General features: G+C 38.8%; 17 protein-coding genes. 9 read left to right on the top strand and 8 right to left on the bottom strand.

Annotated features, from left to right (window positions below; translation table 11 throughout):
* Nucleotides 1–12 precede the first annotated feature (12 nt).
* Together LVD15_RS09910 and LVD15_RS09905 are read right to left on the bottom strand one after the other, a co-directional pair.
* Nucleotides 13–969 (bottom strand): FKBP-type peptidyl-prolyl cis-trans isomerase, encoded by a 957-nt coding sequence (locus tag LVD15_RS09910; protein WP_233780124.1) that lies wholly within the window; start codon nucleotides 967–969, stop codon nucleotides 13–15.
* Nucleotides 970–1,998, bottom strand: a complete 1,029-nt coding sequence (locus LVD15_RS09905; RefSeq protein ID WP_233780123.1) for a DHH family phosphoesterase — start codon at nucleotides 1,996–1,998, stop codon at nucleotides 970–972. It lies immediately after the preceding gene.
* A gap of 189 nt (nucleotides 1,999–2,187) precedes the next feature.
* On the opposite strand from LVD15_RS09905, the gene LVD15_RS09900 reads away from it, so the two are divergent.
* On the top strand, nucleotides 2,188–2,607 hold the full coding sequence (locus LVD15_RS09900; RefSeq protein ID WP_202244763.1) for a nucleoside-diphosphate kinase: 420 nt from the start codon (nucleotides 2,188–2,190) through the stop codon (nucleotides 2,605–2,607).
* A 164-nt stretch (nucleotides 2,608–2,771) separates the two neighbouring features.
* Here the strand turns inward: LVD15_RS09900 and LVD15_RS09895 are convergent, their stop codons facing one another.
* Together LVD15_RS09895 and LVD15_RS09890 are read right to left on the bottom strand one after the other, a co-directional pair.
* On the bottom strand, nucleotides 2,772–4,217 hold the full coding sequence (locus tag LVD15_RS09895) for an aldehyde dehydrogenase (protein ID WP_233780122.1): 1,446 nt from the start codon (nucleotides 4,215–4,217) through the stop codon (nucleotides 2,772–2,774).
* A gap of 27 nt (nucleotides 4,218–4,244) precedes the next feature.
* Nucleotides 4,245–5,033 (bottom strand): SDR family oxidoreductase, encoded by a 789-nt coding sequence (locus tag LVD15_RS09890; protein WP_233780121.1) that lies wholly within the window; start codon nucleotides 5,031–5,033, stop codon nucleotides 4,245–4,247.
* A gap of 109 nt (nucleotides 5,034–5,142) precedes the next feature.
* Between LVD15_RS09890 and LVD15_RS09885 the strand changes: the two genes are divergently transcribed.
* Genes LVD15_RS09885 through LVD15_RS09870 form a run of 5 tightly spaced genes read left to right on the top strand, consistent with a single transcriptional unit; the run spans nucleotide 5,143 to nucleotide 8,773 of the window.
* Complete coding sequence (locus LVD15_RS09885; protein ID WP_233780120.1) at nucleotides 5,143–5,670, top strand: 3-hydroxyanthranilate 3,4-dioxygenase; 528 nt, start codon at nucleotides 5,143–5,145, stop codon at nucleotides 5,668–5,670.
* A 4-nt stretch (nucleotides 5,671–5,674) separates the two neighbouring features.
* Nucleotides 5,675–6,160 carry a methylated-DNA--[protein]-cysteine S-methyltransferase gene (locus LVD15_RS09880; protein ID WP_233780119.1) on the top strand — a complete coding sequence of 162 codons (486 nt, stop codon included), beginning with the start codon at nucleotides 5,675–5,677 and terminating at the stop codon, nucleotides 6,158–6,160.
* A gap of 22 nt (nucleotides 6,161–6,182) precedes the next feature.
* Nucleotides 6,183–7,220: a kynureninase gene (gene kynU / locus LVD15_RS09875; protein WP_306416911.1), complete on the top strand. Its 1,038-nt coding sequence runs from the start codon at nucleotides 6,183–6,185 to the stop codon at nucleotides 7,218–7,220.
* Nucleotides 7,195–7,449, top strand: a complete 255-nt coding sequence (locus LVD15_RS27095) for a kynureninase/PvdN C-terminal domain-containing protein (protein WP_306416910.1) — start codon at nucleotides 7,195–7,197, stop codon at nucleotides 7,447–7,449. Before kynU ends, LVD15_RS27095 begins: the two co-directional genes overlap by 26 nt.
* On the top strand, nucleotides 7,442–8,773 hold the full coding sequence (locus tag LVD15_RS09870; RefSeq protein WP_233780118.1) for an FAD-dependent oxidoreductase: 1,332 nt from the start codon (nucleotides 7,442–7,444) through the stop codon (nucleotides 8,771–8,773). Before LVD15_RS27095 ends, LVD15_RS09870 begins: the two co-directional genes overlap by 8 nt.
* A gap of 5 nt (nucleotides 8,774–8,778) precedes the next feature.
* Here LVD15_RS09870 and LVD15_RS09865 read toward each other — a convergent pair whose 3' ends face one another.
* A complete protein-coding gene (locus tag LVD15_RS09865) occupies nucleotides 8,779–10,251 on the bottom strand; it encodes an MltF family protein (protein WP_233780117.1) in 1,473 nt (490 codons plus the stop codon).
* A 95-nt stretch (nucleotides 10,252–10,346) separates the two neighbouring features.
* Between LVD15_RS09865 and LVD15_RS09860 the strand changes: the two genes are divergently transcribed.
* Nucleotides 10,347–10,652 carry a DUF4286 family protein gene (locus LVD15_RS09860; RefSeq protein ID WP_233780116.1) on the top strand — a complete coding sequence of 102 codons (306 nt, stop codon included), beginning with the start codon at nucleotides 10,347–10,349 and terminating at the stop codon, nucleotides 10,650–10,652.
* A 136-nt stretch (nucleotides 10,653–10,788) separates the two neighbouring features.
* Nucleotides 10,789–11,166, top strand: coding sequence for a DUF1987 domain-containing protein (locus tag LVD15_RS09855; protein WP_233780115.1), 378 nt, complete (start codon nucleotides 10,789–10,791; stop codon nucleotides 11,164–11,166).
* Here the strand turns inward: LVD15_RS09855 and LVD15_RS09850 are convergent.
* From LVD15_RS09850 to serS, 3 genes are all read right to left on the bottom strand, one after another.
* Complete coding sequence (locus LVD15_RS09850; protein ID WP_233780114.1) at nucleotides 11,163–11,609, bottom strand: GNAT family N-acetyltransferase; 447 nt, start codon at nucleotides 11,607–11,609, stop codon at nucleotides 11,163–11,165. The genes LVD15_RS09855 and LVD15_RS09850 overlap by 4 nt on opposite strands.
* A 3-nt stretch (nucleotides 11,610–11,612) precedes the next feature.
* Entirely contained in the window at nucleotides 11,613–13,757 is a 2,145-nt protein-coding gene (locus LVD15_RS09845; protein ID WP_233780113.1) for a prolyl oligopeptidase family serine peptidase, read from the bottom strand.
* 105 nt (nucleotides 13,758–13,862) lie between these two features.
* Complete coding sequence (gene serS / locus LVD15_RS09840; RefSeq protein WP_233780112.1) at nucleotides 13,863–15,137, bottom strand: serine--tRNA ligase; 1,275 nt, start codon at nucleotides 15,135–15,137, stop codon at nucleotides 13,863–13,865.
* A gap of 336 nt (nucleotides 15,138–15,473) precedes the next feature.
* On the opposite strand from serS, the gene rho reads away from it, so the two are divergent.
* On the top strand, nucleotides 15,474–16,835 hold the full coding sequence (rho, locus tag LVD15_RS09835; RefSeq protein WP_370687405.1) for a transcription termination factor Rho: 1,362 nt from the start codon (nucleotides 15,474–15,476) through the stop codon (nucleotides 16,833–16,835).
* Nucleotides 16,836–16,880: the final 45 nt, after the last annotated feature.

Genomic DNA, 16,880 nt, shown 5'->3' with positions numbered 1-16,880 from the left:
TTAAAATATTTTTTATTTAGCGTCAGCAGACTGAATATCTACTAATTCCACATCAAAAACTAAGATAGAGTTAGCTTTGATTTCTTCACTTCTTTGACGGGGGCCATAAGCAAGACCAGAAGGAACATATAAAGTAGCTTTTCCACCTTTGCTTAATAACGCAACGCCTTCATCCCATCCTTTTATCACTCTTCCTCTTCCTAGTGGAAATTGTAAAGGAGCATATCCGTTTGGTCTGTTTTCATTATAAATACCTTGCTCTTTAGCTACAGACTCAATGCTTGTATCAAAATAAGGACCGTCTAATACATGACCTGCATAGTTTACCTCTACAGTTTGACCTACTTCAGGCTTATCTCCTTCTCCTTCTTCCTGAATCACATAGTATAATCCAGACTCAGTTTTCTCAGCTTCAATGTTATTTTCAGCAAGATAATCTTCTATGATTTTAACGTCAGTTTCTAACTGTGCATCAGCTTCTTCTGCCATTTTAGCTTGTTGTTTTTGCATCATTTCTTGTCTCCAAGCCATAAACTCATCCTGAGTCATAGCATCTTCAACACCAATATTAAAAGTAAGCGTACCTTCTTTATTTACTGTAGGAGGCACTGGTGATTTTACGCTGTTAGCAAAGAAGTCAGCCACGCTAATTTTAAAGCTTACACTGTCTCCTACGCTCAATTCATTTAATATTTCCTCAATACTTCCCTGGCTAGTACTCCAGATAGAATCATTTTTAGGAACGATGGCAGGAATACCTTTTTCTGCAGTGGTCATCCAGGTAGAATCATTATCATCCTTATATGACATGTTCATTACAAGAAAGAGGCTGTCTTTAATTACCTCTCCATCCCCTTTTTCTAAGATAGTATAGGTAAGACCAGAAGCAGTTTGTTTTTCTTTTTGTCCGCAAGATTGCAAGACCACTGCCACTAATAGCGCCAACATTAGGTTTACTTTATTAATCATCTAAGCGTATGTATTTATAGGGTTACTTAATTCGTTTTTATATTCGTTGAGTAGTTGTTTAAACTTATCCACGGTTTCTTCTAAGGATAATCCAGACATGCCTCCGGCTGCGTTTTTATGACCGCCACCTTCAAAATGCTTACGAGCAAATTCATTAGCAGAAAAACCGCCAACAGACCTGAAAGAGATTTTAACCACATCCTTTCTGTCTATCATTAGTGCTGCAAACTTAATTCCTTCTATGGAAAGGGCATAATTTACCAGCCCTTCAGTATCTCCCGTTCTTGACCGGAATTGCTCAAGGTCTTCAGCAGAAATGGCAAAGTAAGCGGTGTTTAACTCAGGCATTACTGTAAGTCTTTCGCTGAGTGCGAAACCTAAGAATTTGAGTTTATCGAGGCTATTGGTATCATATACCAGTTTAGACACTTTAGCGGCATCAGCACCTTTATCTACTAACTCTCCGCATACTCTAAACACGTGGCGAGTTGTATTAGAATGCTTAAAACCTCCTGTATCTGTCATAATACCGGCATATAAGGCTTCAGCAATATCTTTATTGATTAAGGCTTCATCTCCTAAGAGATGAATAAGATCATAAATAAGTTCAGCAGTAGCCGCGGCTTCTGTACTCCACATTTGAAAGTCAGCGAAGTCTTCAGGCTCCAGATGGTGATCAATAAGTACCTTCGCACATTGTGCCTGTGCTACTTTATCGCCAAGGCCATTGATTCTCTGCAGACTGGAAAAATCCAGACAGAAAATTATATCAGCCTCTCTTATTAGTTGACATGATACCTCTTCATTCCCCTCATCGTACACTATCACCTGATCATTACCTTTCATCCAGGTTAAAAAGTCTGCATAATCAGTAGGAGTGATCACGGTAGCATCGTGTCCCTTCATATTTAGATACTCAGCTAAACCTAAAGAGGATCCTAACGCATCAGCATCTGGCTTATGGTGCGTAGTAATTACCACCTTCTTCGGAGTACTGATGAGCGTTTTAAAAGCTTCCAGATTTTGCATTGTTCCTTATCTCTGCCTAATGAAAAGGCTGGTTTAAGTTTTGATAAACGGCAAAATTGATAATAAAATCCTTCATATACAAAATACCTCCACACGATTATCAAAAAGCAGGATTTTAAGAACATAGAGAGCGTTTATTTCAAGATTGTTTTTAGCTTTGCCTGAGATCAACAAAATACAAATTCAATTATGGCTGGAAACAGAACTTTTACAATGATAAAACCTGATGCTGTAGGTGCAGGTAATACCGGAGCAATTATAAAAATGATTGAAGAAGCAGGTTTTAAAATTGTAGCAATGAAAAAGGCCTTGCTTACTAAAGAAAGAGCAGGTCAGTTTTATGAAGTACACAAAGAAAGACCGTTTTATAACGACCTTACTACTTATATGTCTTCAGGTGCAATAGTGCCTATGATTCTTGAAAAAGACAATGCAGTAGAAGATTTCAGAAAACTGATAGGAGCTACTAACCCTAAAGAAGCGGCTGAAGGTACTATCAGAGCAATATTTGCAGAGTCTATTGAGGCTAATGCAATCCATGGTTCTGATTCTGACGAAAATGCTGAAATTGAAGGTAAATTCTTCTTCGCTGAAGTAGAGAAATTCTAATCAAAGATATTTCGAAAAGCATCAAAAAAGAGGCTGCCTTCAATAGTAGTTACTTGATTAGTGATTATCACTTTGAGGAACTCGAAACATTCCCATTCCTAATAATGAGGATTTCGAGCTGCTTAATCTGACTTAAATTTCGCTTTTGAAGACAGCCTCTGCTTTTATTTTAATGAAATACAAATATTCTTAGCCTCAGTAAAAAACCTTAAGGCCTCTTCTCCTCCCTCACGCCCTACGCCTGATTGCTTCATGCCTCCAAAAGGTGTCCTCAGATCCCTAAGCAGCCAGCAATTAACCCAGACTATCCCACTTTTAAGCTGATGTGATACACGGTGTGCCCGTTTAAGATTCTCAGTAAATATAGTAGCAGAAAGACCATAAGCAGTACTATTAGCATAGCCGATCACCTCCTCTTCACTATCAAAAGGCATCACCGACACTACCGGGCCAAATATCTCTTCCTGATTTACTCTACAGTTATAATCTAAGCCTGTAATTACGGCTGGAGCTATAAAATAGCCATTTTCACACCTGCCTGGCAGCTTCACTTGTGCTCCTCCACAAAGAATCTCTCCTCCTTCTTTTTTGGCTAATTCTATGTAAGCCAGAACTTTATCCATATGTGCCTGTGAAACTACCGCTCCAATATCAGAACCTGCTTCCAACGGATCTCCTACTTTAAGAGCTTTCACTCGCTCCAGGAATAGTTTAAGGAACTGATCATAAATACTCCTCTGAACAAATATTCGGGAGCCACACAAGCAAATTTGCCCCTGATTAGAAAACGAAGCCCTTATTGATTCATCAACCGTATTCTTTAAATCACAATCTCCAAAAATGATATTTGGGTTTTTACCCCCAAGCTCTAATGACAGCTTTTTAAACATAGGCGCCGCTGTAGCCGCTATACTTTTACCAGTAGCAGTGCCTCCAGTAAATGATATGAGCGGAATATCCGGGTGCTCCACTATGGCTTGTCCCACTTTAGGCCCTAAACCATGCACTATATTTAGCACTCCTGACGGCAAACCTGCTTCTATGCATATTTTAGAAAAGAGATAGGCCGTCATGGGTGTGACTTCTGAAGGTTTGGCTACTACGGTATTGCCAGCAGCCAAAGCAGGTGCAATTTTCCAGGTAAATAAATACAGAGGCAGATTCCATGGAGAAATACAGCCCGCCACACCCACAGGAGTTCTGGTGGTATAATTAATAGCCTTGTTATCAGTAAGGTGAGATTCTGAAGAAAAATGAAGAATAGCAGTAGCGAAAAAACGCATGTTACTACTAGCCCTGGGTATATCTACAGATTTAGCTAACGATAGAGGCTTTCCATTATCTACAGATTCCGCCAAAGCCAGCAAGTCACTATCCCGATCTATTAAATCAGCAACTTTCAGTAAAACATCAGAACGCTCAGCCACAGACATAGCTGACCAGACAGGAAAAGCCTTGGTAGCAGCCTTCACCGCCCTCTGCACATCCTTTTCGTCAGAATCAGGGATTAGACCATACACTACTCCTTCTGCCGGGTTATAGTTCTCAAGATAATGACCTGATAACGGGTCGGTTAATTGCCCGTCAATATAGTTCTGTATTTTATCCATGGCCTCTTAGCTTTTTAAACTAATCGTTTATAAACAACCCAACCTGCCTCCATCTACAGGAAGGTTCACTCCATTAATATAAGCTGCTGCCGGGCTGGCCAGAAATGCTATTGCTGCTGCCGTTTCTGATGCCTCAGCAAACCTGCCAACCGGGATTTGCTTTTTCATGCCTTCCTCAATTTCAGCTTCACTTACTCCATTCTTTCTGGCATTATTACTTATAATGGATCTAATACGGGCAGTCTCAGTAAACCCGGGCAAAATATTATTTACTGTAATACCAAAACCTCCTAATTCTAATGATAAGGTTTTAGCCCAATTCGCCACAGCGCCTCTAATAGTATTAGAAACCCCCAAACCTTGAATAGGCACTTTTACCGAGGTGGAAATGACGTTAATAATTCTACCATAACCCAACTTTTTCATAGAAGGCACTACTGCCTGTGCAAGTATCTGATTACAGATCAAATGCCTATTGAAGGCTAAAGTAAATTCATCCAGCTCCGCATCTATGGCAGCGCCTCCAGCTGGTCCGCCCGTATTATTTATAAGTATATGAACATCATTTTCCTTAATCAAATAAGCATTGAGGGCATTTTTCAAACTTTCAGGATCATCAAAATCTGCACAAATATAATGGTGCTGAGGATCACCAGTGAGAGGCAACTCGTCAAGCACTTCTTTCAACTTGTTTTCATCTCGAGCTACTAAGGTAACGTGCGCCCCTAAACTAGCCAGCTCTATAGCAGCGGCTTTACCAATTCCCTGTGTGCTACCACAAACCAATGCTCTTTTTCCTTTTAAATCTATATCCATAGCTATTTATGTTCTTTTAGGTTCAAAATTCCCTAAATTTAAAAATAAATGAACAGGAAGCCGAACCCCGCTTACTGGTTCTATAATCATTTTATTAATTAGAAATATAATGGCTATTAAAAGACCTTTTAACCTAAAAAAGTGGATCGATGAAAACCGCGATCTATTAAAACCTCCTGTGAGTAATAAAAATTTATATGCTGATGCAGGTGACTATATTGTAATGATAGTAGGTGGCCCTAATGCCAGAAAAGACTATCATTATAATGAAACAGAAGAGCTCTTTTATCAGCTAGAAGGTGATATTTTGGTGAAAATACAAGAAGATGGTAAAGCTGTAGATGTGCCTATAAAAGAAGGTGAAATGTATCTGAATCCCGCCAAAGTCCCTCACTCCCCCATAAGGTCTGAAGGTAGTGTAGGCTTGGTAATAGAAAGAAAAAGGGATGAAAAATATACAGATGGGTTAATATGGTATTGTGAAAAATGCAACCACAAGCTCCATGAGACTTATTTCCCGCTTCACAATATTGAAACTGACTTCCTCCCCAGGTTTAAAGAGTTTTATAGCTCTGAAAAACTCCGCACTTGTGATAACTGTGGTCATGTAATGGAGACTGACAAAAAGTTTATTTAAGAAGTTGATCAACCACATCTATTCATCTCCTATAGGCCCTTTAGGCATTGAGGCTAATGAAGAAGCAGTATTGTCTATTACTTTTAATGCACCAGACATTCAGCCATCAGAAAAGGAGACTAACAGCATTATAGATCATTGTATTGATGAACTTGATCAATACTTTAAGGGTACACTTAAAAATTTTACCGTTCCTTATCTGCTCAAAGGCACTGACTTTCAAAACAAAGTATGGGCACAGCTTTCTAAAATACCCTACGGACAAACTATTTCATATTCTGAACTTGCGATTAGGCTCGGAGACCTGAAATGCATAAGAGCTGCCGGCACTGCCAATGGCAAAAATAAATTACCCCTAATTATCCCATGCCACCGGGTAATAGGTAAAGACGGTAAGCTGGTGGGCTTTGCAGGTGGGTTAGAAAAGAAAGAATGGCTTTTAAAACACGAAGGCATTATCAAAGGGGAACAGATGAAAATTTTTGGCTAATATTGAGTTAAAAGAAAAAGCCATGACTTATCAGGATTCTTTAGAATTTGCTCAGCATAAGGATCATACAGATCCTCTCAAAGACTACAGAGATCAATTTTTTATCCCTGAGGTAAACGGCAAGCCCAGCATTTACTTTACCGGCAATAGCCTGGGGCTACAGCCCAAAAGCACGGCAAAATATGTAAACGAAGAACTACAAGGCTGGGCTACTTTAGGTGTGGAAGGTCATTTTCATTCTAACAAAAGGCCTTGGTTTGAATACCACAAATTCAGCAAAGAAACGCTTTCTAAAATAATGGGGGCAAATCCCTCTGAAGTGGTTTCTATGAATAGCCTTACCACCAACTTGCACCTTTTACTCATCTCCTTTTACCGGCCTACCAAAGAAAGATATAAGATCATTATGGAAGCCGGAGCCTTTCCTTCAGACCAATATGCGATTGAAAGTCAGATAAAACTGCATGGCTTTGATTACGAAGACGCCTTAATAGAAGTACATCCTAAAGAAGGAAAAAGCACTTTGGATATGGATGATATTAATAGCGCCATCGAAAAAGCTGGTGATTCACTCGCGCTGGTGCTTTTTGGTGCTGTTCAGTATTATACGGGGCAATTTTTCCCTATGAAAGAAATTACGGAAGCAGCACATAAAGCCGGAGCGCTGGCTGGCTTTGACCTGGCCCATGCTGCAGGAAATGTTCCGCTTTCTCTACATGATGACAACGTAGACTTTGCAGCCTGGTGCAGTTACAAATATTTAAACTCTGGCCCTGGGGGCATAAGCGGTATTTTTGTTCATGACAAACATGGCCTTAATCCTGATACTCCACGCCTGGCAGGCTGGTGGGGCTATGATGAAGCCTCCAGGTTTAAAATGGAAAAAGGCTTTAAGCCCATGCCTGGCGCTGATGGGTGGCAAACGAGCAATGTCAATATTATGAGTAGCGCTGTAAACCTAGCGGCCTTAGAAATATTTGATAATGCAGGTATGGAAGCCCTAAAGGAAGAAAAGTATAGAACTGACCGGCTTCATGGAGTTTCTGCTAAAAAAAGTTGAAGGCATTAACATCATAACCCCCGAAAATCCTGCTGAGCGTGGTTGTCAGCTATCATTAGAAGCTGAGAAAAATGGCAAAAAGGCCTTTAATAAACTGACCGAAGCGGGCGTAATAGCTGACTGGCGAGAACCTAATGCCATAAGAGTAGCTCCGGTACCTCTCTACAATACTTTCACTGAAGTATATCGTTTTTATGACATCTTAAAACAAACTGTGGCTAATGACTAAAGTAGAAAAAATATCGATTGTAGGAGCTGGTTTGGTTGGCAGTCTGATGTCAGTATACTTAGCCAAAAGAGGCTACAAAGTATCCCTATTTGAAAGCCGTCCTGACCTCAGAAAAGCAGACATTTCGGCAGGAAGATCTATCAACCTGGCCTTGAGCAACAGGGGTTGGCTACCACTGCAAGAAGTGGGGTTAAAGGAAAAAGCCGAGGAATTAACCATTCCTATGAAAGGCCGAATGATGCATAATGAAGAGGGACAATTAACTTTTCAGCCTTACGGCAAAAGCGGACAAGCCATTTACTCTATCTCCAGAGGTGGATTAAACGCCCTTTTACTAGATGCCGCAGAAGCCAATGGAGTAGAAATATTCTTCAACCAAAAATGTAATGAAGTAGACCTTAATAATAACATCCTCCATTTCGAAGACAAAAAGGTTTCATCTGATATTATTATAGGTGCCGATGGTGCTTTTTCCATTATCAGGCAGGCGATGGAACACACTTCACGTTTCAACTACTCTCAGCAATACCTTGAACATGGTTATAAAGAGCTATCTATACCGCCTACCGCAACCAACGGCTTTAAAATAGACAAAAACTCCTTGCACATTTGGCCACGCGGAAATTTTATGCTCATAGCCCTTCCTAATTTGGATGGCAGCTTCACCTGCACCCTATTTTACCCTTTTGAAGGAGAACAGTCTTTTGAGAACTTGCAATCAGATGAAGACATAACAGCATTCTTTAAAAAGCAATTTCCTGATGCTTATGAGCTTATGCCTGATTTGCTTAATGATTTTCATTCTAATCCCACGTCTGCTTTAGTCACAGTAAGATCTTCTCCATGGCACAAGAATCAATCATTACTAATAGGAGATGCTGCCCATGCTATAGTTCCCTTTTACGGCCAGGGTATGAATTGCGGCTTTGAAGATTGTCGTGTACTCAATGATTTATTAAATAAGCATGATGACCATTGGGACTTGGTACTGCCTGAGTACAGTAAGATAAGAAAACCAGACGGAGATGCTATTTCTGACCTGGCTCTTAAAAATTTCATTGAAATGCGAGATCAAGTAGCCGATGAAAGCTTCCTTCTTAGAAAAAAAATAGAAGCAAAACTCCATGAGCTCTATCCCGAAAAATGGATTCCTCTATATTCTATGGTCACTTTTAATGAGAATATCAGATATTCTCAAGCGGCTGATTTTGGCAAGCTACAGTCCGAAATTATGGATAAAGTGATGGCCACACCCAATATTGAGAGCCAATGGGAACAACTCGATTTTGAATCAATAGTCAATCAGCTGCCCCCAATGGTATAATACATTTATGTAGTAATTAGCTGTCTGTATTGCTGATACCTGTTTAATATTTCTTTTACGTAATTAACAGGCTCTTCACCACGGCAGTAACCAGACTTCACTACAGGATCACGGAAAAACTCTGGTTTAGACTTCATTAAAAGGAAATACTCTACGTTATCATCCCATTTCAATGGATCTCTACCATATTTTTTAGCTAACTCACGAGCATCTACGACGTGGCCTAAGCCTACATTATAGCTCGCCAGCACAAATTTGAGTCTCTCATCTGCATCTTTTATGGTCTTAGACCAAAGGTCATCTAAAAACCTGAGTAAGTTCACTCCGGCCATAATATTATCTACCGGATCAGTCAGGTCTGTAGCGCCATAGCGTTCTCCCGTTTCTGGCACTATTTGCATAAGGCCGATAGCTCCTGCCCATGATTCCACATTAGGATCAAAGTGCGATTCCTGATATATCTGTGCCGCCAATAGCTGCCAATCCCAGCCCAAACTGTCAGCCGCTACTTTTATAATATCGTCATAAACACTAATTTTTTCGCCTCCCATAGAAGAGTAGCTACTTTTAGCTCTTATCAATGAGGCCCTGGGACTTTTGAAATACTTATTATAAATGATGTTAAAAGTAGGCTTCTTTTTCACCTGAACGATCCACTCGTTTAGAGAGTTAAGCAGCTGGTCAGAGTTTTTACGCACAGCCCAGGCAATCTGTTGAGGAAAGCTAATGTCAGTACGCACATCAAGAATAGGGTAGTAAGAGGCATTTACAAGTGCCATAGTTTCATCAGCAATGGTATAATCAATTTCTGAAAAGGCCACTTGTCTGATTAACTCTTCAGACTCTGCACTATCTTGTTCTTCTATAATAAGCACATCACCTCCTATTTCATCTGATAAGTTCTGCAACCTATCTACAAAAGAAGAGCTTTTACGCACATGTACTTCTTTACCAATAAGATCTACCTGATTTCGGATCAGTTTTTTATCTATCTCAGCACGAGTCATTCTCCTCCAGTTTCTGGGCTTACGCTGCACCAGCACCTGACGAGTGGTGTAATGACTGTGTGTGAAATCAACTATTTCTTTTCTGGCTTTGGTTATAGCCAGTGAATAAGCAATAATATCTCCTTCTCCATTATTTAGCATATCAAATGCCTCATCTATGCTGGTAGTCACTTTTATTTCAAGTGTTACACCTATTTGCTCAGCATATAGAGAAAGTAAATCATATTCATACCCCATAGGGCGGCCTCTGTAGAGGAAATAACCTGTAGAACTGTTATCTACAATAGCTATTATTGAGCCCCTCTTTTTAATTCTTTCAAGATCAAAATCCACAGGTCTAACTGCGGGTATCTGTTCTTCTTCCGGTTCAGTACTTTCATTGGTGGTCTTATGACAGCCCGCCATAAATACCATTACTAACACAAAACACAAATAATAAAGAGGCCTATTTTTATAAAATGATAAAGCCATAATCTATGAAAATAATCATAATTTTGATGTTGCAAAAGAATTTTCGCAATTCAAATATATATTGTTAAATATTTAAGCATTTTATATAATTAATCATGGTTCTTTATAACGTAACTATAGGTATTGACAGCGACGTAGAGCAAGAGTGGCTAGCATGGATGAAGACAACGTATATTCCAACGGTAATGGCCACTGGTTTGTTTAAAGATTGCCAGATTTTTAAAGTTTTAGGGCAAGATGAAGAAGCAAGTGTTTCTTACTCTTTTCAGTACTTCACAGAAAGTGTAGACAAAGTTGTAGATTATTTAGACAACCACGCCCCTACAATAGTGCAACTGCTACACAAGAATTACAAAGATAAACATGTGGCTTTCAGAACATTATTGCAGCAAGTAGAGTAATTTCTTACATTAAGCGTATAAAAAGAACTTAATAAAATATTGCTTCCATTAATTATAATGTAAGTTTGAATTAAGAATTTGATCAAAATACTTACTTCAGAAATGAATTTTACAATTTCTATTATACATTTATATCATGAATGCATTATACCTAGAATCAACCGAAGATAGTCCGAAAGTTTTTCTTGACTATTCTTCAGGTAAGTTATCTATAGTAGGCCGATCATTCATGGAAGACACTGCTCCTTTTCATCAGGCGATAGTAGGGTGGCTTAGAACCTACTTCCAAAGCCCTCAGAAAGAGACCTTTCTTGACCTTGAAATGGAGTATTTAAACACTTCTTCCACTAAAATGCTCTTAGACATTCTATTTGAGCTCAACAAATTTTTCATTTTCGGAAACAAAATCATGGTACGATGGAAGTATGATCCGGATGATGAAGATATGGCTGAGCTAGGCAAAGAAATAGCCGACATGGTAGATGTACCTTTTGAGCACGTCGTATACAGTTAAAAATTAATACTGCAGTTAATCCATTCAGGATCTAGATCTGCATCATAGTATTTCTTATAAAAATTAATGGCAGGTTCGTTCCAATCAAGAACCTGCCATACCATTCCTTTACATTTCTCTCCTTTTCCTTTGGCTATTACGCTATCAAAAAGCGCTTTACCAAGACCATTTCCTCTTTCGCTTTCTGTAACCACTATATCTTCCAAATAGATTCGTCTTCCTTTCCAGGTAGAATAACGGTAATAATAAATAGCAATTCCTACAATGGCGCCATGATCAGACTCTGCTACAAATAATCCATAGGCAGGATTTGGGCCAAAGCCATCCTCTTCCATTTGCTCCACGGTATTATCTACCTCATCGCCAGCCTTTTCATAAACAGCCAATTCTTTAATAAGCGCTAACACCTGAGGCAAGTCTTCTTTTTTTCCTTCTCTGATCATTTTTTAAAGGTCTTTTTTCTCAAACTGAGGAGTATAACCCATATTGTACCATGCAAACGCATATTTATCGGCCTCCTCTTCTATAATTTTAGCTATTGGTTTACCAGCACCATGGCCGGCATCTGTCTCTATTCTTATTAGCACAGGGTTATCTCCTACCTGGTGCTTTTGTAGCTGAGCAGCAAATTTAAATGAATGAGCCGGCACCACCCTGTCGTCATGATCGGCGGTAGTTACCAAAGTAGCAGGATATTCTACGCTATCCTTAACATTATGAACGGGACTATAACCATAAATATATTCAAACATCTCCTTTGAATCTTCTGCCGTACCATAGTCATAAGCCCAACCAGCACCAGCGGTAAAGGTATGATACCTGAGCATATCCATCACTCCTACTGCAGGAAAAGCCACTTTTGCCAAATCTGGCCTTTGAGTCATAGTAGCGCCTACCAGCAGTCCGCCATTAGAACCGCCTGATATAGCCAGATAATCATGAGAAGTATAGTTATTTTCTATCAGGTATTCTCCAGCCGCTATGAAATCATCAAATACATTTTGTTTTTGCATCTTGGTGCCTGCTTTATGCCATTCCTCTCCATACTCACCTCCTCCACGAAGGTTGGGCTGAGCATAAACACCTCCATTTTCTAACCATACTATTCGGCTGGTACTAAATGACGGAGTAAGACTCACATTAAAACCACCGTATGCGTATAAATAAGTAGGATTTTTGCCATCGAGTTTCAATCCTTTTTTATGCACAATAAACATAGGCACTTTTGTACCATCTTTACTGGTATAAAAAACCTGTTTGGTCTCATAGTCATCAGGATTAAAATCTACATTAGCCTGCTGATATAGAGTTGATTTACCCGAAGCAATATCATATTTAAAAATAGTAGAAGGATAAGTAAAAGAGGTAAAAGTATAATAAAGCTCCTTATCATCAGCTTCGCCGCTAAAACCATAGGCTGTGCCTATGCCTGGCAATTCAATATCATGCTCAAAGTTACCATGCAGATCATACTGCTTCACCGCCGTTTTAGCATCTATCATATAATCAGCAAATATTTTACCTCCTGCACTACCAGCTGTTAACACATTTTCAGTTTCAGGAATCAGATCCTTCCAATGTTCAGGTGTAGGATTAGCAATATCTACCTCCACTAACTTGCTATTTGGAGCCTTAAGGTTAGTACTTATTATCAATCGGTCTCCATCATTAAGCAATACTCCCTGCTCACTATCATAACCTTCAACAATAGTTACAATTTCACTATCTGGTTTGCTTAAATCTTTTATATATAGCTCATTTCCGCTGGTTCTCTCCGCAGCACTTATAACCAAAAACCTTTCATCTTCAGTGAGATAAGCGCCAATATACCTTCTTGGTGTTTCTTCTCCTCCAAAAATCAGCTCATCCTCAGATTGAGGAGTTCCCATTTTATGGTAGTATAATTTATGCAATTGTGTTTTACCTGATAAGGTTGATCCTTCTTTAGGCTTGTCATAACTGCTATAGTAAAAGCCTTCTGTTCCCTTCCAGGCTATTCCGCTAAATTTAATATCTCTCAGCGTATCTCCTACCTGCTCTTTAGTCTCTGCATCTAAAACTATAGCCTTTCTCCAGTCAGATCCACCTTCAGAAATTAGGTAGCCAAACAATGATCCATCTTTTGTAAATGAAGCACCTGCCAAAGAAATGGTACCGTCTTCTGTGAATTTATTAGGATCTAAAAATACTTCAGCTTCACCATCTTCGCCTTTCTTTCTATAAAGCACATTCTGATTTTGCAGCCCGTCATTTTTATAGAAATAGTAATAATCTCTATGCTTAGCTGGAGCGAATACTCTTTCATAATTAAAAAGCTCTTCTAATCTGCCTTTTAAATCCTCTTTAAAAGGGATTTTATTCAGATAGCCAAAAGTGACCTCGTTCTCTGCTTTCACCCAACTCTTGGTAGCTTCAGATTGATCATCTTCTAACCAACGGTATGGATCTTTTACTTCTACTCCAAAATAGTTATCTACGGTGTCTACCGTTGCAGTTTCAGGATAAGTTAATTTGTTCTCTTCCACCTCTTTCTTCTTTGTACAGGATAAAATTAATAATGGCAGGAATAAAAAAACTGATAGATGTTTCATGTTCATTAGTCAATTTGGAATCTAATCTAAATTTAGAACAAGAAAGAAACATCTACCAGTAAAAATTGATGGATGGCTAATAACCTCCACCTTAAATGCTATGAATTAGCTGATTGAATCAAAACCTGTATAAGGCACAAGTACCTCAGGGATTTTAATTCCGTCTTCTGTTTGATTATTTTCTAAAATGGCTGCTAAAATTCTAGGCAAGGCCAATGCACTACCATTAAGGGTATGCAAGAAGAAGCTCTTATTATCATCTCCTTTACATCTTAGCTTAAGCCTGTTAGCCTGGTAAGTTTCAAAATTACTTACTGAGCTTACCTCTAACCACTTTTGCTGAGCCGCTGAGAATACTTCCATATCAAAAGTCTGAGCAGAAGTAAATCCTAAATCTGCACCGCACAAATTAAGTACTCGGTAAGGTAAATTAAGACTTTCTAATAGACCTTTTACATGATTACACATTCTTTCAAGAGCTGCATAAGAGTTATCTGGGTGATGAATCTCTACAATTTCCACCTTATCAAACTGATGAAGTCTATTCAGTCCACGTACATGAGCTCCCCAAGAACCGGCCTCTCTTCTGAAGCATGGTGTAAAGCCTACATGCTTAATAGGCAGGTCATCACTATTTACTATTACATCTCTGTACATATTAGTGATAGGCACTTCGGCTGTAGGTATCAGGTAAAAGTTCTCTTCTCTTACATAATACATTTGACCATCTTTATCAGGGAGCTGGCCAGTGCCATAGCCACTATCTTCATTAATAAGAATAGGCGGCTGTACTTCCATATAGCCGGCTTCTACTGCTTTATCAAGAAAATAGTTAACCAAAGACCTCTGTAAACGAGCTCCTTTTCCTTTATAAACCGGAAAACCAGCTCCAGTTATCTTATTTCCCAGCTCAAAATCTATAATATCATATTTCTTAATGAGCTCCCAGTGGGGCAATGCTCCTTCAAAAAGTTCAGGCACATCTCCATGTTGCTCTACCGTAACGTTATCATTTTCGCCCGCTCCTTCCGGCACGTCGTTATTAGGTACGTTAGGTATTTTATATAATAAGGCCTTTAAATCACTCTCATATTGCGTGAGCCTTTCTGCATGGTCTTTTACTTGTACTTTTAGATCAGCCGTTTTTTGCTTTATCTCTTCGGCATCATCCTTCTTACCAGCTTTCATCAGAGCACCTATTTCTTTAGAAAGTGTGTTTGATTCCGACTGAGCCTCATCATGTTTCTGCTGTGTGGACTTTCTTAGGTCATCGAGCTCTAACACCTCATTGATGACATCTTCAGCATTTGCAAACTTTCTTTTTCCGAGACCAGCTATTACCTGATCCTTATTTTCCCGAATATAGGTTACCTGTAGCATATTATTATATTAAAAACAGTGGCAAAAATAAAGGATTTTCAAAGTAAAAACGCACTTTTTTCCCTCAAGAATAATTATTTAGCAATAAAAATTTGACAATTGATCACCGTTAGTATAATATTGCATTATCAAAGATAACTTTAAAGAGGCTTTAAAAGACATTCCGATTTATTAAAGCTTATTTTTTCTAACAACTCAATATACCATCTAGAAATAATCTTATAAGCTACTCAATAGCTGCAGATGCACGTTACAAGTGCTCGTATTAAGAGACTACTCATGTTAATTGTTAAAATTTACCCATTTATTTTAAAAAGAATTCAGCACTAAGAATTTATGTACACCATTGAAGAATTGAACGTAAGGCTTCTTTCAGAACTCAAGGAGATAGCGGAGGAACTAGGCCTGAAAAACTACAAGAGGCTTTCAAAACAGGAGTTAATCTACAAAATACTTGATCAGCAAGCCGTAACTCCAGAAAGTGACCTACCTAAGAAAAAAGCTTCCGATAGCAAAACCGCTACAACCGCTACAGAAACTCCTAAGGAAGAAAAAACAAAAAGACCTAGAAAAAGAGAAAATGTAAAAGCTAAGAAAGAAAAGAAAGATGCTGATCTTTCCTCAGAAGAGCTTTTGGAATCTTTTAAGATAGAGATAGATGACAAAGTCACTTCTTTTGATGAAAAATCCACAAAAGAAGCTAAGCCATCTAAAGACACTAAAGAAAAAGAAAGCGCTGATGACAACAATAGCAAGCCTAGAAGAGAGCGTAAACCTAGCGCTAGCAATGACAATAAGGAAAAAGCTGAAGCGAAGTCAAAGGATAATGACAGCAAAAGCGAAAGCACAAGTCACAGCAATAATAACAACAACAATAACAGGGGTAATAACAAGAAGAAAGAAGGCAACGTTCGTGATTTCGACGGTGTAATCGAAAACGAAGGTGTGCTGGAAATCATGCAAGATGGATATGGTTTCTTGCGTTCTTCAGACTATAACTACCTTGCCAGCCCTGATGATATTTACGTATCTCCTTCTCAGATCAAATTATTTGGTCTTAAAACTGGAGATACCGTAAAAGGACAGATCAGACCACCTAAAGAAGGTGAAAAATATTTCGCTTTACTTAGAGTAGAAAATGTTAACGGTAAGACTACTGAAGAAATAAGAGACAGGGTTCCTTTTGAATACCTTACTCCTCTTTTCCCTGAAGAAAAAATCAGATTAAGCTCTAAAGCTGACAACTACTCAGCACGTATCCTGGATCTTTTCTCTCCTATTGGAAAAGGCCAAAGAGGTATGATAGTAGCACAACCTAAAACAGGTAAAACGGTGCTTCTTAAAAATATAGCTAATGCTATTGCTGAAAACCACCCTGAGTGTTATCTAATCATATTATTGATAGATGAAAGACCTGAAGAAGTTACTGATATGGCCAGAAGCGTAAAAGCTGAGGTAGTATCTTCAACTTTTGATGAGCAGGCAGAAAGACACGTGAAGGTTTCTAGCATGGTGTTAGAAAAAGCCAAAAGAATGGTTGAGTGTGGTCATGACGTAGTTATTCTACTTGACTCTATTACCAGACTGGCCAGAGCGTATAACACTACTGTGCCTTCATCAGGTAAAATTCTTTCTGGTGGTGTTGATGCTAACGCACTTCATAAACCTAAAGATTCTTTGGAGCTGCAAGAAATGTAGAAAATGGTGGTTCATTAACTATTATTGCTACTGCTCTGATAGAAA

Origin of the sequence: Fulvivirga maritima (genome assembly GCF_021389955.1) — a bacterium.
Lineage (GTDB): Bacteria > Bacteroidota > Bacteroidia > Cytophagales > Cyclobacteriaceae > Fulvivirga > Fulvivirga maritima.
The sequence above is the reverse complement of the archived record's forward strand: the minus strand, read 5'-3'. Positions and strand labels throughout refer to the sequence as shown.